The sequence below is a fragment of the Anaerospora sp. genome, from assembly GCF_032013335.1.
Lineage (GTDB): Bacteria > Bacillota > Negativicutes > Sporomusales > DSM-15969 > Anaerospora.
Map to the genome: position 1 here is coordinate 37,588 of NZ_DALZUO010000028.1, position 22,293 is coordinate 59,880.

Consider the following 22,293-nt stretch of genomic DNA (forward strand, 5'->3'; position numbering starts at 1 on the left):
AAGGAGACAGCGGGCTCATCCTTACCAAGGGCCGCTGCCTCCTGCTTCATATATTTTGCATTTTCCAATTGCTGTACCATTCGACGAAATGGTGGGCAGGCAAGGGCTTAGAAAAATAATACCCCTGAACTTCTTCGCAGCCGCAGCGCTTCAACTGCTCCAGCTCTGCCTTACTTTCAACACCTTCCGCTAAGACACGCAGTTTCAATTGTCTCGCCAACGTAATAATTGTTTCAATAATAGCCAGTTGAGTTGTATCCGCATTCATTTCACGGACAAAGGACTGATCAATTTTCAATTTATCAATCGGAAACTGGCAGAGATATCGCAAACTGGAATACCCCGTCCCAAAATCATCAATGGATAAATTTAATCCTAGCTTTTTTAGTGCATGCATTTCTTCAATAGCACCATCATCATTGCCCATTACAATTCCTTCGGTTAATTCTATCTCCAAATACGAAGGATCAACGTTATATTTTTTTATAATTTCCTCTATTACCAGCGGAAACTGCTTCTGCCGAAACTGGATAGCCGAGAGATTAAGAGCGATTTGTATCTTAGGCAGGCCACTCTCCAACCAACTATTATGCTGCCGGCAAACTTCGTGAATCACCCATTCTCCTATGGGAATAATCATGCCCGTTTCTTCTGCCACCGGAATAAATTTAGCAGGTGATATCATTCCTTTTTGGGGATGATTCCAGCGAATAAGCGCCTCAACACCAATTAAAGCATTCGTACGAATATCGATCTGAGGCTGATAATAAAGCAAAAACTCATTGCGTTCCAATGCCAGTCTAAGGCTGCTTTCAATCGACAGCCGCTCTGCTATTCCCTCATTCAAAGATTCAGTAAAAAACTGATGATTGTTTCTGCCCAATTCTTTTGCGTAATACATGGCTAATTCGGAATTGCGGATCAACACTTCCGGCGAATGTCCATTATCCGGAAAAAAGCTGGCACCAATGCTGGAAGTAAGCCTTAGTTCCGTTTCTTTCCCCATTAACGGAGAAGCTAGGGCCATATGAAACTGGGCAATCATTTGTGACATATCGGATAATTTGGGAATATCCGTCAGCAGAATAATAAATTTATCGCCACCTTGATGACAAATTGTGTCATCATCGCGAACGCACATTTGCAGTCGCTCTGCAACTTTCTTCAGAAGTTCATCCCCAGTTTCATGCCCTAATGAATCATTTATGGTTTTAAAGCGATCCAAGTCTAGGTAAAGAACTGCCAACTTCTCACCATTTCTTCTGGCATGGGCCAGCGCTATACTCAGCCGGTCTTCAAAAAGACGTTTATTAGGGAGTCCGGTAAGGGCATCGTAGTTAGCAAGACGATATATCTGCTCTGTTGCTGCCCGCCGGTCGGAAATATCGCGCACTACTGCCAGTATATAGCTTTTATTGGTTATATTCACTTGCTTCAAATTGACTTCAACATCTAAATACTGCCCCTGGCAATTCTTAAGTTTCCATTCAAACAACGGACTCTCGCCGGCAATAGCCTTTTGAAACCAAATTTTTATTTGCGAAACATCATAAGGAAATTCGCCACTGCCTAAGCATTCACCGCTCATTTTTAATACTTCATCTTTTGTAAGCCCAAAGAATTCGCAGACCTTATTATTAGCTTCAAGAACCTGCAGAGTTGTAATATCATATAGCACAATCCCATCATTGACTAAGCCAAATATAGCCTGATAATTGGCCTGCGCCTGCATCCGATCAGTAACATCTCGCGAAGCAAAAACCGCACCAATGACAACGCCGTTTTCAAAAATTCGTTCACCGACGCTTTCCAGCCATACTTCACCGCCGGCTGCCGACAAGTGCCTATGGCAATAAACACTTGGCTCGCCACTTGCCAAGAACGAAAAAAACGTCTCACGGATTTTGTCCAGATCTTCCGGGTAAACATACTCTAGAAAGCAGGTTCCGCACAAAATACCCGGTTCATACCCGATCAGTTTTTTAGATGAACCGGTTATATATTCTACAATTCCCTCTGTATTCACTTTACAAATAATATCATGCATATTCTCGGTAATATGCAGCAAATGAGTCTGCGTCTTCTCTCGCTCTTGTATTTCATGCTTTGCCATTGAATACAGCATTGCATTATCGATCGCAATAGAAGCGATAATAGAAAATTGTTCAAAAAGAGCAATATCATAGCTGGTAAAGGTTTGACCGGCCTCTGTAAAGGATAAGCCCAGTACACCGACAACAATAGAATCAATTTTTATCGGAATCTGCATCTCTGAATGGATCGTATCAAAAAAAGGATCTTCTAATCGCTCCGCCCATGCGCTATAATTACCGATCACTGCGACCTGTCCTGTTTGAATCGTTTGTTTGATAAGCCCTTGATTCACGCTCATTGTCCGGCCAATATCCGTTTGATAGATACCTACGCCAGCTTTTCTGGTCATCAAACCACGATCAAGATCAACTGTGTTGTAGTATCCATTAGGAGCTCCAACTAAATTGGCAGCTCTTTTAACAATCAGTTCCAGGAGAATGTTCATCTCTAAACGATTAAGCAAACCAAGAGCAGCCTGATACAATACTGCAGCATTGGCTTTTCGAGGAATACATTTCAATAGCGGTTTACAGCGATACCGCTTATCTAGCTTTTTCATATCAAGCCTCACAAGTACATATCAAATTAGCATTAACGTACTTGTTTATGTTCGACAAACTATTAATTCTTCCTTTGCAATAGCTAAGATAAATCAGAAAGGAATAATAATCCAATTGTCTGTCGGCATAATGCCTGTACTTTCAGTATAGAAAAAGCTTCACTGCTATGTGAGCAGTGAAGCTTTTATCTTAACTATTATATTTTAAACCTGCGAACAACCATCTGCAGTTCATCAGCCAGGCTTGACAAAGCTTGACTGGAAGCTGCGATCTCTTCCATTGAAGCCGATTGTTCCTCTGCCGCAGCAGATATTGTCTGTGTATTGGCTGCCGTCTCACCGGCCAAATGTTTTACCGAATCTACCGATTTAACCACTTCTTCACTTGATGCTGATAGTTGTTCAGACGCCGCGCTGATTTCCTGTATTTCTGAGTTTAGGTGTTCAACCAAATTCACAATAGCAGTGAAGCGCTCACCAGTTGAAATGATGACATCACTGCCACGAGCGACGTCAACCGTCCCTTGCTGCATAACAGTAACAACACTGGTCGTTTCTGTCTGTATCTCACGCACAATATGCGCAATCTTTTGCGCTGCTTCATGGGATTGTTCCGCTAGCTTTCGTACTTCATCAGCAACAACGGCAAACCCTCGACCCTGTTCACCAGCCCGCGCAGCCTCAATAGCAGCATTAAGAGCCAACAAATTAGTCTGCCCGGCAATTCCGCTGATGACATCTACAATTTCACCGATCTGTTTTGAGCTTTCCCCAAGTTTGCTTACTACTTCAGCCGACTGGCTGACCGAGCGGTTAATCGCCTGCATCTGATCGGTGGCCTGCTGCATAGCCTGGCTGCCAATTGTTGCAGCCCTGCTGGTTTCCGCAGATCTGGCTGATACGTTGCTTGAATTCTCAGCAATGTGCCCGATTGCCCTTGCCATTTCCTGTACAATATCGGAGGTATGCTCCACTGTTGTCCCTTGCGTATAAGCTCCAGCTGCTACTGAGGTTATTGTTTCTGCCACTTGCCCTGCTGCAAGTGCTGATTGATCCGCACTTGCAGTCAATTGTTCACTGGCTGCCGCCACTTGCTCGGCAGAACGTGAGACCTGAGTGACAATGTCCTGCAAATTCTTGGCCATATGGGTAAAAGCCTTTAGCAAGTCAGCAATTTCGTCATTTCCTCTATAGGCTATTTGCTTAACCTGCAGATCTCCATCAGCTATATCATGGGCCGCCGCAACAACATCTGCCAGTGGACGGGATATGCGCCGCATCAGCCAGGTTGAGCCAGCAATCGCACACACCAGAATAATAGCATCTAGAATGATGATAACCCGCTCGATACTATCGGCTAGGGCTTTATTCTGCTCTGTTCTCAAATCCATTCGCTCAGTGAGAAACACAACTGTATCAACCATCAGCTTTTCTGCTATTTCATTCTTCTCTTTGGCGGTATTCATCACTAGCGCAGACGCTTCCAAACCCTTCTCTGCACGGGTAACAATGGTTTGATCCGCAACCCTGTGGTATTCGGCCAGCGCATTACGCAATGCGGTTACTTTTTCCTTGCCTTCCGGTGTAATCAGTTTTGTCTCAAGGCTGTCCATAGTCGTCTTAATCAGCTTACTAGATTGTTCATAATCAGCAACGTACCTTTTATCACCACTGATGATATATCCCCGGACAGCAGCTGCTTGACTCTTTACTTCTACATTAAGATTTTTTACTTCCACTACTAAAGGAACGCTGCGTTGAATCACTCCGTCATAACCTTGCTCAATTACTTGCAATTGGTAATATGTATACAAATTAAGACCAGTAAAGGCCAATACAACTAACAGAGAAGCTGTAAGAATTTGTTTCCCAATTGTAAAGCGCATAAAATAATTCCTCCTTTTACTTTTCCTGCTTAGATTAGCTTCCGCTTTAAGCTTCGCTGAATTTTAGACAAAGTCCTTTAAAAAACAACATAAAATAAATTTCCATTATAATCCTATAATAGAATTTTATGATGTCGATTTTCCAGAAAATACTTAATAAAATAAGAATTCAAATATTGACACAGATCCCTTCCTTTAGTACAATGAAATCAATCTCATACGTAGGCAATGACGCCTTCACATCCATTGATGTGGAGGCTTCTTTGTTTAAAACCTGCAAAGGAGGAGTAACGATGACTTCAGTTGCATTAGACGATTTAGACGTGCTCTACGGATACTGGTTCTTCTACGCTACCTTCTCACCTGACTACATGATTGACTAATGGTAAAGATACATGCAGATCCCCTCTTAAGCCAGTTTACACTGGCTTACTCTTTGCACATTTACAAATCTATAAATCCTAGATATCGACATATAGTATTATTCAATATATTCTAAAATTTTCCTGCCTTTCGGCAAAAAAACTCATAAAAGCAGGCATCAGCTATTGATGCCTGCTTTTATCGTCATTACTGTTATTTATAGCCCTTTATAACATCCGTTCCCATATAGCGTCTCAATACTTCAGGGATGACGACTGATCCGTCCGGCTGCTGGTAATTTTCCAGTATCGCAGCAACAGTTCGCCCTATTGCTACACCGGAGCCATTCAAAGTATGCACAAATTCCGGCTTTGCTTTAGGCTCGCGGCGGAATTTAATGTCTGCCCTGCGTGCCTGGTAGTCTTCAAAATTCGAGCACGACGATATTTCACGGTATTTATTAAAGCTCGGCAGCCAGACTTCCAAATCATAGGTTTTAGCAGAGGCAAATCCCATATCACCACTGCACAACAACATTACCCGATAAGGCAGCCCCAAGAGCTGCAATACGCGTTCGGCATTAGCCGTTAGCTTCTCAAGCTCATTATAGGATTCTTCAGGTGCGCTGAATTTAACCATTTCTACCTTATTAAATTGGTGCTGACGGATGAGTCCACGGGTATCCCGCCCGGCTGCTCCAGCTTCCGCACGAAAACAGGCGCTGTAAGCAGTATAGCAAAGCGGCAAATCCCTGGCATCTAAAATTTCCTGACGATGATAATTAGTGATCGGCACTTCCGCAGTAGGAATAAGATAGTAGTCCAACCCTTCAAGCTTGAACATATCCTGACTGAATTTTGGCAGTTGCCCTGTCCCCATCATACTATCGCGGTTCACGATGAACGGCGGGAAAAATTCAGTATAGCCATGTTCACCGGTATGTAAATCCAGCATGAAACTGATGAGAGACCGTTCCAGCCTTGAACCCAAACCACGGTAAAAGGTAAACCGAGCTCCGGTCACCTTACCGCCTCGTTCAAAATCAAGAATCCCCAGTTTTTCACCAATTTCCCAGTGTGGCAGCGGCTCAAAGTCAAAAGAGACAGGCGTTCCCCATTGGCGTACTTCTTTATTAGCGTTTTCATCTCTGCCAACAGGCACCGATTCATGAGGCACATTGGGAATCGTCATCACAATATCGGCTAAAGCCGTCTCTACATCACGTATTTTGCCGTCCAGCTGGCCGATAGAATCACCAACACCGCGCATTTCAACAATCATTGCGTCTGCGTTCTGTCCACTTTTTTTCATTTGGCTAATTTCTTGGGATACTGCGTTGCGCTTGCTTTTTAGCAATTCCACCTGCTGCAGCAGCTCACGGCGCTCTTTTTCCAGACGAAGAAACTCCTCCAAACCAACGGCTGCACCGCGGTTAGCAAGAGCTTGCTCAACTTTATCAGTATTGTCGCGGATAAAACGAATATCAAGCATGATTGAACCTCCTACCTGCATTAGCAAGACAAAGCTTATTTATCTTTTGAAAAGAAAGCGATTAAACAAAAAAACTCCCGTCTGAGCACGCCTGACGAGAGCGACTTCCCGTTCCGGTACGGCTTGCAACCGTCCACTATAGTTTCACCTTAATATTTTACAGTATACAGATATGCTTGTAAAGTATTGGCAGTAAACTAATCAACTGCCGTAAGCGATAAATCGCTGTTCAAAAAACGTAGAAAACAGGCAGCAATAACCGGATCAAATTGGCTTGAGCTGCATTTCTCAATTTCAGCCATTGCCTGTGCCTTTGTTACCGGCTGGCGGTAGCAGCGGGCTGACACCATAGCATCATAACTGTCACAAACAGCCAGCATCCGGCTTAAAAGCGGAATGCTCTCACCGGCAATTTGCTGGGGATATCCTTTACCATCATAACGTTCATGGTGGTGAAGCACAATGGAAGCTATATCGGCAAAGCCATCAATCTGCCGTAAGATATCAGAACCAATGGTCGGATGCTGCTTCATTAATATAAACTCTTCCTCTGTTAATCGGCCCGGTTTGTTCAGCACGTTCTCCGGCACACCAATCTTGCCAACATCATGAACTATCCCTGCCAGATATGCCAATGTTACTTCATGCTTTGACAGCAGCATCGCTTCAGCTAAACCAAACATCAAAGCCGCCACCTTTTCACTATGCTGCATGGTATATACATCACGAGCCCCAATTGCCTTCGAAAAAGCTTTAATTACTTTCAAATTAATGCTGTTTAGCTGCTGCTCAATAGCCTTAAACCTTTCAATAACACTATAGCTGGCAACACCAAATTCAACTTTTTCTTTGTTGTCACGGATAAGGAACGTATCTACTAATTGCCAAATGCATTCGTCACTGAAAAATTTAGGCAAGCGGGCTTCAACATTCTGCATCTCTATGCCTGTTGCCATCGTCTCAATTAAAGGCCCAAAATATCTTCCCTGGCTGTTCTGTTTTTCTCCGTCGTACCATTGAAGCAGCGATTTTCCCAGCAAATTCTCACGAGTACACTGCCACATACGGCAAAAACTTTCATTGACATATACTACTTCATACTCGGCATTAATGATAATCCACCCCTGAGAGGAGCGGGTTTCAATTGATTGCATAATACAATTAAAATGGGCTTCGCACATAGAATTTCTGCCTCCAAACTTGCCGTAAAACGATTTGTTGTGCAGCGCTGCTAAAATAATTATTAAAGAGCTGCCACGCAAGCTTATCAGGCCTACAGCATGGCGATAACAGTCAGGATTATAATGGGTTACATCACAGCATTCAATGAAATGGTGATGATAAGACTTAACAAATAATGTAAAAATTCCCAATCTGTTCTATTTATTCGCCAAACTCCAGAGAAATCCTTGTCGAAAAAACACGAATTTTTAAATAATTTTTGTTATTATGTCAAAATATCTTCTTTAATTTGCAATCTCCTTCCACTTTTTCTGGAATAAAAATCCACGTCAGAATTACTTCATCCCTTCATACATATGTAATACGAAGTAGGAAAGGATGTGTCATCATGGGCCGCCTGTTAGATATCGCCCGCGTGGCTGCGACCTATGCGGGCACCGTCATCGGCGCCGGCTTTGCCTCCGGCCAGGAATTACTACAGTTTTTTGTTTCTTACGGAGCTGTCGGCATCATAGCCATGCTATTTTCAGGATTTTTATTCGCCTTGCTGGGTGCCCGTATTTTGGAACTGGGCTATAGACTGAGGGCGACCAACTACCATCAGGTTCTATACTACATCTGCGGCCCCCGCCTCGGATTGATTTTAGACTCCGTTTCAGCACTTTTTCTTTTTGGCGGTTTATGTATCATGTTGTCAGGGACTGGAACCGTCAGCCGGGATTATTTTGCAATAAGCTATAATACCGGCTCCATAGCTATGGTTCTCGCTGTAGCCATTACTGTCTTATTTGGCGTAAAAGGTATTTCCCTCGTCAATCTTTTGGTGATTCCGCTTTTAATTGCCTCAACTTTGACAGTAGGTATCAGCTCCCTTACCCATCATTGCGCAGAACTTTCCGGGTCATTGTTATCTTTACCCGCTCAGCCGCACCTTTCACCTGCTCCCCACTGGCTATTAGCCTGCCTGCTTTATGTTTCCTATAACCTAATCCTTGGCGCTACCGTGTTAGCACCACTTGGGCGAGAAATTAAAGATCGTTCCGTGCGCCTGTGGGGCGGTATACTGGGAGGGATACTGCTTACTTTACTGGGGTTGATCATTATCTTGGTTATTATGCTTCATTATCCTGATATACTCAGCTTCGAGGTACCCATGCTTTATGTATCCAATTCCCAGCATAACTTTAATCATCTCAGCTATGCTGCCATGCTTATCAAGGCCATGTTCAGCACGGCAATGGCAAGCCTTTACGGTTGTACCGTGAAGCTTCAGTCGGTGACCGGAATGCCGTTCTGGCTTTGTCTGCTTAATGCAGCAATCGTGGCTCTTTTGTTCAGCCAGGTTGGTTTCGCCAATCTGGTATCCACACTTTATCCTCTGTTTGGCTATATTGCATTACTCTTTACTTTTGCTCTACTCTGGCAGCTTTATCGAGATAAGAGATAGCACTTAACACGGCAACTAAGCCTTCGCCTGTAGCTTTGGCAATCTGCCACGGCTTACCTGTACAATCTCCGGCAGCAAATACTCCTGGCAGATTTGTCGACATATCCCGGTTAACTTTAATAACCTCGCCATCAAGCTCCAAACCGGGCAGTAAATTCTCGACCGGATCAGATTGCCTCATGATGAATACACCATTAACCTTGAGTTCTTCTTTATTAGTAACTAATTTTTCCACAGTCGTATCTCCGGCAATGCTCTTTGGCTGGACTCCTTCTAACACTTTTATGTTAGACCTCATCATTGGTAATTCTGCTTTGTATTGAGGAATGTAGTATACATTCCGGCACAATTCACCCAAATACTGTGTTTCATGCTCGCCTTCGGGAGTATAAGAAATGACTGCGACATCCTTATCTTGATAAAACATCCCATCACAAGTGGCACAGTAGCTAACTCCCCGTCCTAAAAAATCTTTTTCCCCGCCAAATAAAGATGTAGCCACTACCCCCGAAGCAATAATAACGGTTTTTGCCTCGTAAACATCGCCTGGCGTAACTAGGGTAAAAGGATTTCCCGGGAAAATATTAACAACCTTTTCTTTGACAACTACCGGCTCATGAGCTAAGCAGTGTGATGCAAAGCTTTGCATCATCCCTTTGCCGGTAATTTGCGGCATACCAAGATAATTATCGACTACATGGGCTTTTTGTAATTTAGGACTAAAGTCAGAGCGCTCAAACAATACAATGTCCTTTTTACGTATCCTTCCGGTAAGTGCGGCCGACAAGCCTGCGGGGCCGCCGCCAACAATAGCAATGTCATACACGTGTTTAGCCATAAATTCATCCTCCTATTAATAAGGGGTGAGCCGTATGTATAATCAGGAAATTATCCGCATTTCGCCTTGGACTGTCTTTCGGGTATTTTTTCTTTCGGGAACTGCATTTTTCGGTCTTGGGGGGCTTATTATCGGCATAGTGGAAAAAGATATTTTGGGTATGCTGGGAGGTGCCTTCATCGGACTGGTACTCGCCCTATGTTCAGCAATCGGAGCATCCGCTTACTGCGCCATATTTAATTTGCTGGCTCCAGCTACAGGCGGTATTGCTGTCCAGATTAAGCCGTTAGAACAGCAAGCGCTTGACCAGGATGAAGCCGGTCCGTCCTCATAGCCCATTGGACCACCCTTACGCTTATCCAAGAATCATGCTATACAGTTAGTGTTCTACCAATAGGGATATTCTAATTCATTTTCTGTGGCGATTTAAGCAAATCCTGCGAAAAACAGTCGTGCTTACCTGTTTTCTTTTTGAAACGTTTCCATCAGTTCTTTTAATGCCAGGCAGGCTTCAAAGGGAACTGCATTATAGGCTGATGCCCTGCATCCACCTACGAGACGATGCCCTGCCAAACCTACAAAGTTGGCTTGTTTGGCAGCTAAGAGAAACTTCTTTTCCAAATCTGCATTAGCAAGGCGGAATGTAATATTCATCAAGGAACGGCTGTTCTTATCTGCATGACCGATATAAAAACCATCGCTGTTGTCAATTGCCTCATATATGACTGCCGCCTTGCGTTGATTCTCCCGGTGAATCGCTTTCAGACCACCCTGCCGCTTAATCCAGTTCAATACTAAATTAACCATATAGATACTAAAGGTAGGCGGCGTATTATAGAGAGAATTATCTTTTGCATATGTATTGTAACGAAGCATGGTCGGAACATTCTTATTGGCCTTTTCTAGTAAATCCTTGCGGATAACGACAATAGTCACTCCGGCCGGTCCCAGATTTTTTTGGGCTCCTGCATAAATCAAGCTGAATTTGCTTGCATCAAAAGGCTGCGATAAAATATCACTCGACATATCAGCAATTAACGGCACTTGTCCCGTTTCAGGAAACGCATGCCACTGGGTACCGTAAATCGTATTATTGGAAGTTATATGTAAATACGCACTTTCTTTGTCATAGGAAAGATCCTGAATAGAAGGAATGCTGCTAAATCTATTGTCCTTAGCAGTGCCAGCCATCACTACCTCACCTAGTTTAGCTGCTTCGTCGTAAGCTTTCTCTGCCCAAACACCTGTCATTACATAAGCAGCTTTTTTACCTGCAGGTAAAAAGTTCATCGGTATCATGGCAAATTGCAGGCTTGCTCCTCCTTGTAAAAACAGAACTTCATATTCCTCCGGCAATGCCAGCAGTTCTTTTAATAGCGTCTTAGCCTCATTATGTACTACTTCATATTCCTGGCTGCGATGGCTCATCTCCAGGATGGACATGCCTGCTCCGCGAAAATTGATTATCTCTGTTTGAACTTGCTCCAAGACTTCCAAGGGAAGCGCTGCCGGCCCGGCATTAAAGTTATGTACCCGTTCCTTATTTGCCACAAAAAATCACTCCTATTTTAAAAATGAACAGTCTCTCCCCAGCAATTGGGGCGAGACTGTTCCCGCGGTGCCACCCATTTTAGCCCGGCAGTCCGGTAAAAACACAAAAACCTCACATCCCACCAGGGACGAGAGGTTATTCCCGCGTTGCCACCCAAATTGCCTTACGGCCAACTCTATCCGCTTTACCGGGCGGACCCGTCCTGATTCATCATCAGCCGCTCAAGAGCGGAACTGCCTGCCTGCTCACCGGCTCACACCACCCGCCGGCTCTCTGAAAAACACAGCATTTAGCTTCTCTGTCATTGCGTTTAGTTGTAAACTTATTATCGATTATAACAGCTTAGTTTGTAAAGTCAAGTATCTCCCGGCAGTAAAAAATCTAATTTATTATTATCGTACCCGTTACCTTTATGATTTATCCTCGTTTATAGTAGTAAGAAAGTACATAAATAAAGGAGAGCTCTTAAAATGAAAAAATTAATCGCTGGTTTATTCGCTATCACCTTATTGTTTACTACTCAACTTCAGGCCTCTGCCGAACAAGTTGAACGCCCCTCAGTTACTGTCACAGGTCATGCTGAAATGGCCGTTGTCCCCGATACAGCTTATATTTCTTTAGGAATTGTCACAACGGCATCTGATGTAGCCAAAGCAAAAGCAGAAAATGATGCCACCATGAACCGGATTTATACCGCTGTTGAACTGCTCGGAATTAACAAAGAGCAAATTCAAACTTCCGGTTTCTCTATTCAACCCCAGTATAAGCAGAATACTAAAAACGATGACGCTACCGTCATCTCCGGTTATCGCGTACAAAATACCGTAACTGTCAAAGTGACTGACTTTGCTCAGATCTCCCAAGTCATTGATGCTTCTTCGCAAGCTGGTGCCAATCAGATTAACGGTTTACGCTTTGCTGTCAATGATGAAAGCAGTCTAAAGGATCAATTGCTGGCAAAAGCCATACTGGACGGTAAGCACAAAGCTGCACTGATTGCCGAAACCTTAGGCGGCTCCTTGGGACAAGCCACTTCAGTCAACCTCAACGGCTATTCTTCTCCCATGAGTGAAAACGTCCGTTTGTACAAAGCGGATATGGCTTCTTCTACACCGATTAGTGCCGGAACATTATCGATAAGTGCCGATGTAAATATGGCATTTCAATTAAATAATTAGCACAAGCAGCAGGCCATCCGTTCAAATCGGATGGCCTGCTTTTTTATTTTATTTAACTCCCACATGAACAGCTACAATTCCGCCGGTCAGTTCATGATAACGGGCTTGCTTTAATCCAACTTCCGTAAAGTACTCGCAAATGGCTGACTGGTGGGGAAAGCATTTTAATGATTCGGGAAGCCATCGATAGGGACCTTCAATACCTACTCCCAGCTTGCCTAGCAGCGGCAAAACTTGTTCAAAGTACAAATAATACAACTGCTTAAAGACAGGAGCACTCGGTTTGGCAAGTTCCAGTGACACAACCCTCCCGCCCGGTTTAACGACTCGCCGCATTTCAGCTATAGTCTGCTTAATATCGGGCACGTTGCGCAAAGCAAAACCAATTGTGGCACAGTCAAATGTGTTATCGGCAAAAGGAAGTGCCATTGCATTGCCCTGTACTAGCTGAATCTTTTCGCCGTGCTCTGACCCGGCTATATTTTTTCTTCCTATAGTCAGCATCTCCTCACAGAAATCCAACCCCGTTATTGTTGCGTTCTCTGCTCTCCGGGCCAGCTCAAGAGAAAGCATCGCTGTACCGCAGCACACATCCAGCGCTTTACCACCTGCCGGCAATGCCGCCTGCCCAACGGCAAAGCGCCGCCAATATTTGTCTTGATTAAAGCTGAGTGTTGTATTAAGTACGTCATAACGGTGAGCAATAGCGGCAAATACCGAATGTACATATTTTTCTTTATCAGCACTTTGTTGAAAGCGTTCTATCGTCAAGGAAAACTCCCCCTGTTACCGATCATTCCTCTCAAATAATTATACCACTTTAACCATTCTTTTAGATACAAAAGAGTTACGAAAGAAAAAAATGACAGTACTGAGGCTTATCAATGCCTCAGTACTGTCATCTCATTTAATTCGACTAGCAACTATTTCTTCAGCCAAGGCATCATTGCCCGCAGCTCTTTTCCCACTTTTTCAATAGCATGGTCTGCTTCACGGCGGCGAACGGCGTTAAAAGCAGGCCGGTTTGCCTGGTTTTCAAGAATCCACTGTTTGGCGAATTCGCCTGTTTGGATTTCATTTAATACTTTTTTCATCTCAGCCCGTGTTGCATCAGTAATGATTCGCTTGCCGATCTGGTAGTCGCCGAACTCGGCAGTATCGCTGATAGAATAGCGCATATTTGCCAACCCGCCTTCATATAGCAAGTCAACGATAAGCTTCATTTCATGCATACACTCAAAATATGCTGATTCAGGCTGATAGCCGGCTTCTACCAATGTTTCAAAGCCCGCTTTGATCAACTCGGTAACCCCGCCGCACAGGACGGCTTGTTCACCAAACAAATCCGTTTCTGTTTCTTCTTTGAAGGTTGTCGGCAGTACACCAGCCCGGGTTCCACCAATACCACGCGCATAGGCCAGCGCAAGTTCCTGGGCATTACCGGTATAGTTTTGATGTACAGCCATGAGGCAAGGTACGCCTTTACCATTTTGATATTCGCGGCGCACCAGATGTCCCGGACCTTTAGGAGCAACCATAAAAACGTCTACATTTGCAGGGGGAACAATTTGATTAAAATGAATGCTGAAACCATGAGCAAAAACCAGCGCAGCACCGGCTTTAAGATTTGGTTCAATATAATCACGGTAAACCTGGCCTTGTTTTTCATCGGGGATAAGGATCATGACAACATCGGCACCGGCAACAGCATCACTTACCACTGCTACTTTCAAACCTTCACTTTGGGCCTTCTCCCAGGACTTGCTGCCTTTATACAAACCTACAGTTACATCTAAACCATAATCATGCATGTTAAGCGCATGAGCATGACCCTGGCTCCCATAACCAATAACAGCGATTTTTTTGTCCTGAATTACATCCCAATTCGCATCCAAATCATAATACAACTTCGCCATAGTAAATATCCCCTTTCAAAATAAACCCTTTATAGTTAACTTAAGTTACTACCAATAATATGTTTGACAAACTGTTGCGCAACTCTGCCTGATCTGCCCGAATGGGACAGTTCCCAGCGGAGGGCCTGCTTTTTGAGCTCTGCAGCCGGCAGAGTAATAGCATGCTGCCTGGCCAGCGTTTCTACAATGTGAAGATAATCCTTTTGGTCCGGCGCCTGGTAGGTCAGCGTGATACCAAAACGATCAGACAGCGAGATCTTTTCATGCACCGAATCGGCCGAATGAACATCTTCGGCGTCAGCCCGGTCGGACCAGCTCTCGCGAATAAGATGGCGCCGGTTAGAGGTGGCATATAATAAAACATTATCTGGCCGTGACTCCAGACTGCCTTCAATAACCGATTTCAAAAACTTATATTCCGTCTCTGATTCTTCAAAAGAAAGATCGTCAAGAAACACAATAAACCGCTGGCTCCGGCCCCGAAGTTCATTGATAATCTTATGCAAGGACTGAAACTGATGACGCTGTACCTCTACCAGCCTAAGCCCTTCTTTACCGTAATAATTAACCAGTGCTTTTACCGATGAAGATTTGCCGGTCCCTCTGGCTCCGACCAACAGCACATTATTAGCAGGTTTATTAGCAAGAAATGCTTCTGTATTTTTCATCAGCACCTGCTTTTGCTTCTCGTACCCAACAAGATCATCAAGATTAATCCGGTCGCGATCTTTAATTCCTACAAGCCCTACTGCTTCATCCCAGCGGAAGGCGGCATAACCCGCTACCTTCCCGCAGCCATGCTGCAGATAATAGGCGATTAGTTTATCAACTGTCCGCTCCAGCGAATGCTCGGAGGTATCTTGAAGAGTAAGCAGCTCAAGCAGCTCATCCCCATCCTGCCCCTCCTGCGCTTCTGTAGGGTTAAATTCACGAATGAGGACACTATCCCGTAATACAGCACTGTCAAACTGCAAGAACTGACGTAAAAGCATTAGATCATGGATAACCGCCCGCCTCAAGCCAGTACCTATCTGACCCCGAGTTTTTTCCACAGTAGTACTAAAACTATTTTCATCTCGGGAAATCAAGTACACTATATAACTTTGCCAGAGATTTCCCCGCAAGCCATGTTTCTCAGCTTCCTCAATAAGACCGGCGTACACCTCATAAAGCAGCCTTTCTTCCCCATTTGTGTTTAGCACAAGTTGCATGCTGCCAACTAGCTTATTAGTAAGCAAATTACGATATACAAGAAGGTTTTGTATTTCACTAGAACTACAATTGTCTTGCATCATTCAACCTCCCCTAAACAAAAAGTGTACATTTTGGCCGTTTGTTACAAAAAATCCATATCCACATTATAGTTCGCTACAAAACTCTTTGTCAACCAACATAATATAAATACAAAAGAGCCTTTCCCTTTTGGGAAAGACTCTTCACTCTTAAATTTACTTTTACCGACCCATCCAGCCGCCGTCAACGGCAATTACCTGGCCTTGCAGATAGTTAGCTGCATCTGATGCCAGAAAAATTGCTGTCCCCTGCATATCTTCCGGAGTTCCCCAGCGCCCCTGCGGAATACGTGCCAAAATGGATGTCGCCCGGTCTGAATCTTTTTGCAGAGCATCTGTCATCTCTGTATCCATGTATCCAGGAGCAATAGCATTAACATTAATTCCGTACTGGGCCCATTCATTTGCCAGAGCTTTGGTAAGTCCTGCAACGCCTGACTTCGCTGCTGTGTAGGAAGGAACGAGTATCCCGCCCTGAAAGGACAGCAGCGAGGCAATGTTGATAATCTTACCTTTATTTTGCTTCATCATTTCTCTAGCTGCTGCCTGACAAAGGAAAAATAATGACTTGAGGTTGACATTCATAACATCATCCCAGTCTTTTTCAGTGAACTCCGCCGCAGGTGCCCGGCGAATAATACCGGCACAATTTATCAAAATGTCCAGCTTGCCGAAATTTTCTAAGGCAGTATTGATAATATGGGGAATTGGTTCCGTACTCCCCAGGTCCGCTTGAATAGCTACCGACTTACGTCCTAAATCATGAATCTTAGCAGCCGTTTCGTGTACCTTATCCGAACTTGCCACAACGATAACATCCGCACCAGCCCGGGCAAGCCCAAGAGCCATGCCTTCGCCCAGACCGCGGCTGGCACCGGTTACAATGGCCGTACGGCCAGCTAATGAAAATTGTTCTAGTATGATAATTCAAGCCCCCTATTGCGTTACAGACCAATTGTCTAACTTACAGTTAGTCACAACGCCTTATTTAATGTATGTCATTGCTACTCCGTCCATATCATTGAATGTCTGGTTTTCGCCAGCCATTCCCCATATAAAGCGGTAGCAGGAAGTACCTACGCCGGAATGAATGGACCAACTGGGAGATATAACTGCTTCTTCATTACGCATGACGATATGCCGTGTTTCATCCGGTTTTCCCATATAGTGAAAAACGACTGCATCCTCCGGCAATTCGAAGTATAAATATACCTCCATCCGCCGTTCATGAGTGTGACACGCCATAGTATTCCACATATTACCTGGTTCAAGTACCGTCATTCCCATTACCAGCTGACAGCTTTGCACGCCTTGGGGATGAAAATACTTATATATTGTACGGTCATTCGACTGAGCCTGTGTCCCCAGTCGGGTAGGCTGTACTTCATTAATACCTACTTTAATGGTTGGATACGCCTTGTGAGCGGCAGCACTATTAAAATAGAACTTAGCAGGATTAGCTGGATCAGTGCTGGTAAAAACAACTTCACGGGAGCCCATGCCGACATACAGTCCGTCATATTTTCCCATGTCGTAAACTTTACCATCAACTGTTACTGCTCCGGGACCGCCAATATTGATAACTCCTAATTCCCTGCGCTCCAGGAAAAATTCAGATCCCATCTCTTTACCGCCCTCAAGAGTAATAGGCTGGGTAGGAACAGCAGCGCCCGTAATCATACGGTCTACGTGGCTATATACAATATTGATTTTTCCGGGAACAAAAAGCTCCTGAATGAGAAACTCCTCACGCAGCCGGCTTGTGTCATACTTCTTAGCATCTTCGGGATGAGCACCATATCTAGTATCCATATTTATCTCCTCCTATTATTTCCAGCACTCTTCGCTGGCTATTTGAACGTATCAGGCGATTTCCAGTAGTATCTATCACCTCCTTACAATACATACCAGGTTATTCCGCTATCAGACCCAAGAACTGCGAAATCTGCCTGGTAGCCTGCAACAACCTCGGAGCTATAGTATCATGAACCATAGGCAGCAGAAACCGGGATACAGGGCCGGAGATGCTGATAGCTCCCACTACCTTTCCCTGATGGTCATAAATCGGTGCGCCAATGCACCGGCAATCAGCAGCACTTTCCTGGTCGTCTAAGGCATATCCAAGCTTTCGAACCTCTGCCATTTCATCAAGAAAGGTTCTCCTATCGGTAATGGTATACAAAGTACGCTTTTCCATGACCTGAAGATCAAGTATTTTTGTAATTGCTCTATCATCCCTGTTGATGAGCAGTGCTTTACCCAGTGATGTACAATGTATGGAATTAGTAGCTCCTATTCTAGCGACTAATCGCACCGGGTGATTGCTTTCTACCGAATCCATATACATGACACGATTATTCTCCAGCACACCAAGATGCACCGTCTCACCGCTGAAATCTCTAAGCTGATGGAGAATGGGACGCGCTACGTGCTTAAGCTGAAACTTTTGTTCTACCCGCTGGCTCATCATCAGCAATTTTAAACCTAGTTCATAAAAACCGCCGCTGGTACAGCGCACATAATCCCTGCTTTCCAGATTCCCAAGCAGCCGGTATACGGTCGTTTTGGGAAGTCCGGTTTTTTCCGCTATGTCCCTCAGCGCTATCCCCTTGCTGCTATTGCCGATTGTTTCTAAAATATCGAATGCCCGCTGTAAAGACTGTACATCTGTGCTTCGTTTTTCCATTTTTTCCTCACACTTTAATTCCACGATGCGGAACAATATTCCATCAATGTAAGCTTATATTACCACATATACAGCTAAAATCCTGCGAATTTTTCTTATACCAGTCACTTATTTCACCATGCGGAATGCCACCTTCCTGACAAGGTTAACTTTGCCGCAAGCAAATGAAAAATGCCTACTGCAGATTGCTGTAGGCATTTTTATCATACTCCTTATTCACCACAAGACTTGCGGATTACCAATTCGGGATCGAATAAAATAACTGCCGGCTTACGGCTGTTTCTTTTACTCTTGAGCCGCTTGATAAGCAAAGTCGCCGCTTCCTGTCCCATGGCATAAGTTGGCTGACTGACAACCGTAACCGGAGGATCAATGAGCTCTGCCCAGTCCCAGTCATCAAAACCGACAACAGCAATATCTCGGGGAATAGAGATATTTAATTTTTTAAGCGCCTTTACTACTGCCATTGTCATGAGATTATTCGCTCCAAAAATGGCAGCAGGAGGTTCTGGCGAAGCAAGCACCGTTTCGACTGCACGAATTACAGCTGCTTCATCCAAAACGGTTTCAACAAGCAAGTGAGGTTTACAAGCAATACCATGGCTCGCCAAAGCCTGCCTGTAACCCAATACGCGTTCGGTCCGCGGACTCACTTCGTGATAAGGCATGGTAAAAAAAGCGATTTCACTGCGTCCCAGTTTAATGAGGTGATCAATCATCAACTGAACACCTTTCCTGCTGTCTGAGGTAACAGTGTCGGTATTAATTTCCGGAACTTTACGGTCAATCAGCACTACCGGTAAATGAAGATTTAAGTTTTTTATTAAATCATTATTATACCCGGTAGTATTGATAATGAGCCCATCTACTTGTTTATCAGCGAGCACTTCCAGGTATTCCCGTTCTTTTACCGGATCTTCGTCGGCATTACACAAAATCAGGCTGAAACCATGCTGATTGCAGTAATCCTCTACCCCGCGAATGATGCTGGTGGAGAACGGATTTAATATATTGGCTACAATAGCACCGATAGTGTGCGTCTTTTTTTGTTTCAGGCTGCGGGCCAGTGCATTAGGCCGGTAACCAAGTTCTTCAACAACCTGAGCAATATTTTCTCTTGTTTCCTTACTCATACTGTCATAGCGGCCATTTAGGTAGTGAGACACAGTGGTCTTAGACACTCCTGCCCGGGCTGCAACATCATTTATCGTAACGGGCATAGGAACACTCCGTTCTAGCGTACAGGATTAGTTAACTCGCCGAGCTCAGGGCTGCTTAATGTGAATACATCTCCGCCAGCAAAGTCGCCACCACCCAGCGGTGTGCCGGTAATAATAAGATCTCCTGCTTCCAGCGTCATAATCTGAGATATAAATGCGATTAGCTGGCGAACGTTAAAAACCATATCAGCCGTACTGCTTAGCTGTTTTTGTTCGCCATTCAAAAGTAATGCAATTTCTGTAGTTTCCGGATTGATTCCCGTAACAATATAAGGACCTACCGGAGTAAATGTATCAAAGGATTTGCCCTTAGCCCACGGCTGTCCTTTAACCATGTGATCTTTTGCCGTTATATCATTGGCTAACGTATAACCCAGACAATAATCCAGCGCAGCTTCTTCTGTCACATTCTTTGCCTTTTTACCGATCACAACTGCCAGTTCCACTTCAAAAACCGGCTTCTTGACAATCTCCGGGACAATAACACTGTCTCCAGGGCCAATAATACCGGATGGAGGTTTTAAGAACAAAATTGGCTCAGAAGGTAACTCTACACCCTTATCTTTAGCAACTGCCCGATAGTTTAAGCCTACACCTATGACCTTTGATGGTTTTACAGGTGCGAGCAATTTAACTTCAGATAATGAAAGCGTTTCTTCCGAAACACGATAACTGCCGAAAATATCTCCCTCAATTATCTTGACCTGATGATCTTCCACTACGCCATACAAATCCCGTTCCTGATAGTAAAAGCGGGCAATTTTCATGTACGTTCCTCCTCATCATTGATAGATAAATGCCGCCGGAACTTAGCGTCCCGGCAGCAGCTTGTGGAAGTTTTACCGTTGAACCCGGCCTGAACCGTCACCGGCCATCAATGTCTTTACTTCAGCCACAGTTACATGATTGTGGTCACCTTCAATAGTATGCTTGAGGCAGGATGCTGCCACAGCAAATTCCAGTGCGTCCTGATTACTGTAATTATTCAGCATGCCGTAAATTAAACCGCCGCCGAAGGAATCACCGCCACCTACGCGGTCAACAATGCGGATTGCATAGTTGCGGGAGAAGTAGTACTCATTATCCTTGTAGAGCATGGCTGCCCAATTATTATCAGAAGCGGAAATACTGCCGCGCAGCGTTATTGCTACCGCTTTAAAGCCAAATTTGTCCTGCAGTTTCTTCGCAACTTCTTTGTAACCGTCGTGATTCAGTTTGCCGCCTTCAATATCAGTATCGGCAGCTTTGATACCAAATACTTTTTCAGCATCTTCTTCATTAGCAATACACACATCGACATACTGCATATATTGAGCCATTACTTTACCGGCTTTTTCGCTGGTCCACAGGTTTTTGCGGAAGTTGAGATCGCAGCTGACAGTCAGTCCTGCTGCTTTAGCAGCCTTACACGCTTCCAGTACTGCTTCTGCTACACTGTCTCCTAAAGCAGGCGTAATGCCGGTGAAGTGAAACCAGGTAGCACCTTCAAAGACTTCTTGCCAGTTAAAATCAGCATTTGTTGCCGTAGAAATGGAAGAATACTTACGATCATACACAACTTTGGAAGGGCGTTGGGAAGCACCTTTCTCACAGAAATAAATTCCCAAACGCTCGCCGCCGCGCACCATATACCGGGTATCCACTCCATAGCGGCGCATTTCGTTAACCGCTGTTTGACCGATTGGATTTTCCGGTACTTTTGTCACAAAAAGAGCTTCCTCGCCATAATTAGCTAAGGAAACGCATACATTAGCCTCGCCGCCGCCATATACAGCCTCAAATGTACTCGCCTGCTCAAAGCGGGAAAACCCTGGTGGTTGCAACCGGAGCATAATTTCTCCAAAACATACTACCTTTGCCATTAATAAAAAACTCCTCTCAATATTGGAATGATAAGTTCCTATTATTATTTAGCCCGTGCTTCTTTAATTTTGGCAATAAACTGTTTTGCAATTTCAGTGATAGACTCATAGTCGCCTTTTTTAGCGCCACCGGTCAAATTTCCACCAACACCAACAGCTACGCAGCCAGCCTTGATCCATTCACCAACATTATCAAGACCTACTCCACCGGTAGGCATCATAGGAGCCTGCGGCAGAGGACCTTTGACAGCTTTGACGAAACCTGACCCCATGGACTCGCCAGGGAAAATTTTGATGACATCAGCACCGACTTCCATCGCTTCAACAATTTCTTTAATTGTCATTGCGCCTGCCATAATTGGTATCTGATAACGGTTGCACAGACGTACGGTTTCTACATTAAGGGAAGGACTGACAATATATTGGGCTCCTGCCAAAATAGCAATACGAGCCGTCTCAGGATCAAGCACCGTACCGGCACCAATAATAATTTCGCCTGATTTATAAGTTTCGGCCAAGCCTTTAATCACTTCGGCAGCACCTGGAACAGTAAACGTTATTTCAATACCGGCTACTCCGCCTTTAATGCAGGCATCAGCAATTTTTACCGCCTGCTCAGCATTTTCAGCCCGCACAACAGCTACCAAACCACAATCCATAATTTTTTCCAATGTTTTTAGTTTCGGAATCACTATGATCACGCTCCCTCTCGCTTTATAAACCGGTT

General features: G+C 44.4%; 19 protein-coding genes. 3 read left to right on the forward strand and 16 right to left on the reverse strand.

The window, feature by feature from the left end; translation table 11 throughout:
- Positions 1-46: 46 nt before the first annotated feature.
- From RTR76_RS17615 to RTR76_RS17630, 4 genes are all read right to left on the reverse strand, one after another.
- On the reverse strand, positions 47-2,653 hold the full coding sequence (locus RTR76_RS17615) for an EAL domain-containing protein (RefSeq protein ID WP_312523234.1): 2,607 nt from the start codon (positions 2,651-2,653) through the stop codon (positions 47-49).
- A gap of 197 nt (positions 2,654-2,850) precedes the next feature.
- On the reverse strand, positions 2,851-4,539 hold the full coding sequence (locus RTR76_RS17620; protein ID WP_312523236.1) for a methyl-accepting chemotaxis protein: 1,689 nt from the start codon (positions 4,537-4,539) through the stop codon (positions 2,851-2,853).
- A gap of 576 nt (positions 4,540-5,115) precedes the next feature.
- Positions 5,116-6,393 carry a serine--tRNA ligase gene (serS, locus tag RTR76_RS17625; RefSeq protein WP_312523237.1) on the reverse strand — a complete coding sequence of 426 codons (1,278 nt, stop codon included), beginning with the start codon at positions 6,391-6,393 and terminating at the stop codon, positions 5,116-5,118.
- 197 nt (positions 6,394-6,590) lie between these two features.
- Complete coding sequence (locus tag RTR76_RS17630) at positions 6,591-7,574, reverse strand: HD domain-containing phosphohydrolase (RefSeq protein ID WP_312523238.1); 984 nt, start codon at positions 7,572-7,574, stop codon at positions 6,591-6,593.
- A gap of 389 nt (positions 7,575-7,963) precedes the next feature.
- On the opposite strand from RTR76_RS17630, the gene RTR76_RS17635 reads away from it, so the two are divergent.
- Entirely contained in the window at positions 7,964-9,022 is a 1,059-nt protein-coding gene (locus tag RTR76_RS17635; protein ID WP_312523240.1) for a hypothetical protein, read from the forward strand.
- Here RTR76_RS17635 and RTR76_RS17640 read toward each other — a convergent pair.
- Positions 8,979-9,860 (reverse strand): NAD(P)/FAD-dependent oxidoreductase, encoded by an 882-nt coding sequence (locus tag RTR76_RS17640; RefSeq protein WP_312523242.1) that lies wholly within the window; start codon positions 9,858-9,860, stop codon positions 8,979-8,981. The genes RTR76_RS17635 and RTR76_RS17640 overlap by 44 nt on opposite strands.
- A gap of 34 nt (positions 9,861-9,894) precedes the next feature.
- Between RTR76_RS17640 and RTR76_RS17645 the strand changes: the two genes are divergently transcribed.
- Positions 9,895-10,194 carry a hypothetical protein gene (locus RTR76_RS17645; RefSeq protein ID WP_312523244.1) on the forward strand — a complete coding sequence of 100 codons (300 nt, stop codon included), beginning with the start codon at positions 9,895-9,897 and terminating at the stop codon, positions 10,192-10,194.
- A 122-nt stretch (positions 10,195-10,316) separates the two neighbouring features.
- Here the strand turns inward: RTR76_RS17645 and serC are convergent, their stop codons facing one another.
- Positions 10,317-11,411 carry a 3-phosphoserine/phosphohydroxythreonine transaminase gene (gene serC, locus RTR76_RS17650; RefSeq protein ID WP_312523246.1) on the reverse strand — a complete coding sequence of 365 codons (1,095 nt, stop codon included), beginning with the start codon at positions 11,409-11,411 and terminating at the stop codon, positions 10,317-10,319.
- 471 nt (positions 11,412-11,882) lie between these two features.
- On the opposite strand from serC, the gene RTR76_RS17655 reads away from it, so the two are divergent.
- Positions 11,883-12,590, forward strand: coding sequence for an SIMPL domain-containing protein (locus RTR76_RS17655; RefSeq protein WP_312523250.1), 708 nt, complete (start codon positions 11,883-11,885; stop codon positions 12,588-12,590).
- A gap of 48 nt (positions 12,591-12,638) precedes the next feature.
- Here RTR76_RS17655 and RTR76_RS17660 read toward each other — a convergent pair whose 3' ends face one another.
- The 10 genes from RTR76_RS17660 to RTR76_RS17705 all read right to left on the reverse strand — a co-directional run bounded on the left by RTR76_RS17660 (position 12,639) and on the right by RTR76_RS17705 (position 22,255).
- Positions 12,639-13,361 carry a demethylmenaquinone methyltransferase gene (locus tag RTR76_RS17660; protein ID WP_312523252.1) on the reverse strand — a complete coding sequence of 241 codons (723 nt, stop codon included), beginning with the start codon at positions 13,359-13,361 and terminating at the stop codon, positions 12,639-12,641.
- Positions 13,362-13,513: 152 nt separating this feature from the next.
- Positions 13,514-14,506, reverse strand: coding sequence for a ketol-acid reductoisomerase (gene ilvC / locus RTR76_RS17665; RefSeq protein WP_312523254.1), 993 nt, complete (start codon positions 14,504-14,506; stop codon positions 13,514-13,516).
- A gap of 35 nt (positions 14,507-14,541) precedes the next feature.
- Positions 14,542-15,801 (reverse strand): ATP-binding protein, encoded by a 1,260-nt coding sequence (locus RTR76_RS17670; protein WP_312523256.1) that lies wholly within the window; start codon positions 15,799-15,801, stop codon positions 14,542-14,544.
- A gap of 159 nt (positions 15,802-15,960) precedes the next feature.
- Complete coding sequence (kduD, locus tag RTR76_RS17675) at positions 15,961-16,719, reverse strand: 2-dehydro-3-deoxy-D-gluconate 5-dehydrogenase KduD (RefSeq protein WP_396145421.1); 759 nt, start codon at positions 16,717-16,719, stop codon at positions 15,961-15,963.
- Positions 16,720-16,782: 63 nt separating this feature from the next.
- Entirely contained in the window at positions 16,783-17,610 is an 828-nt protein-coding gene (gene kduI / locus RTR76_RS17680) for a 5-dehydro-4-deoxy-D-glucuronate isomerase (protein ID WP_312523258.1), read from the reverse strand.
- Positions 17,611-17,710: 100 nt separating this feature from the next.
- Entirely contained in the window at positions 17,711-18,484 is a 774-nt protein-coding gene (locus tag RTR76_RS17685; RefSeq protein ID WP_312523259.1) for an IclR family transcriptional regulator, read from the reverse strand.
- Between the two features lie 212 nt (positions 18,485-18,696).
- Positions 18,697-19,704 carry a LacI family DNA-binding transcriptional regulator gene (locus RTR76_RS17690; protein ID WP_312523261.1) on the reverse strand — a complete coding sequence of 336 codons (1,008 nt, stop codon included), beginning with the start codon at positions 19,702-19,704 and terminating at the stop codon, positions 18,697-18,699.
- 14 nt (positions 19,705-19,718) lie between these two features.
- A complete protein-coding gene (locus RTR76_RS17695) occupies positions 19,719-20,471 on the reverse strand; it encodes a fumarylacetoacetate hydrolase family protein (RefSeq protein WP_312523262.1) in 753 nt (250 codons plus the stop codon).
- A 72-nt stretch (positions 20,472-20,543) separates the two neighbouring features.
- Positions 20,544-21,566 carry a sugar kinase gene (locus RTR76_RS17700; protein WP_312523264.1) on the reverse strand — a complete coding sequence of 341 codons (1,023 nt, stop codon included), beginning with the start codon at positions 21,564-21,566 and terminating at the stop codon, positions 20,544-20,546.
- A 44-nt stretch (positions 21,567-21,610) separates the two neighbouring features.
- A complete protein-coding gene (locus RTR76_RS17705; protein WP_312523269.1) occupies positions 21,611-22,255 on the reverse strand; it encodes a bifunctional 2-keto-4-hydroxyglutarate aldolase/2-keto-3-deoxy-6-phosphogluconate aldolase in 645 nt (214 codons plus the stop codon).
- Between the last annotated feature and the right edge of the window lie 38 nt (positions 22,256-22,293).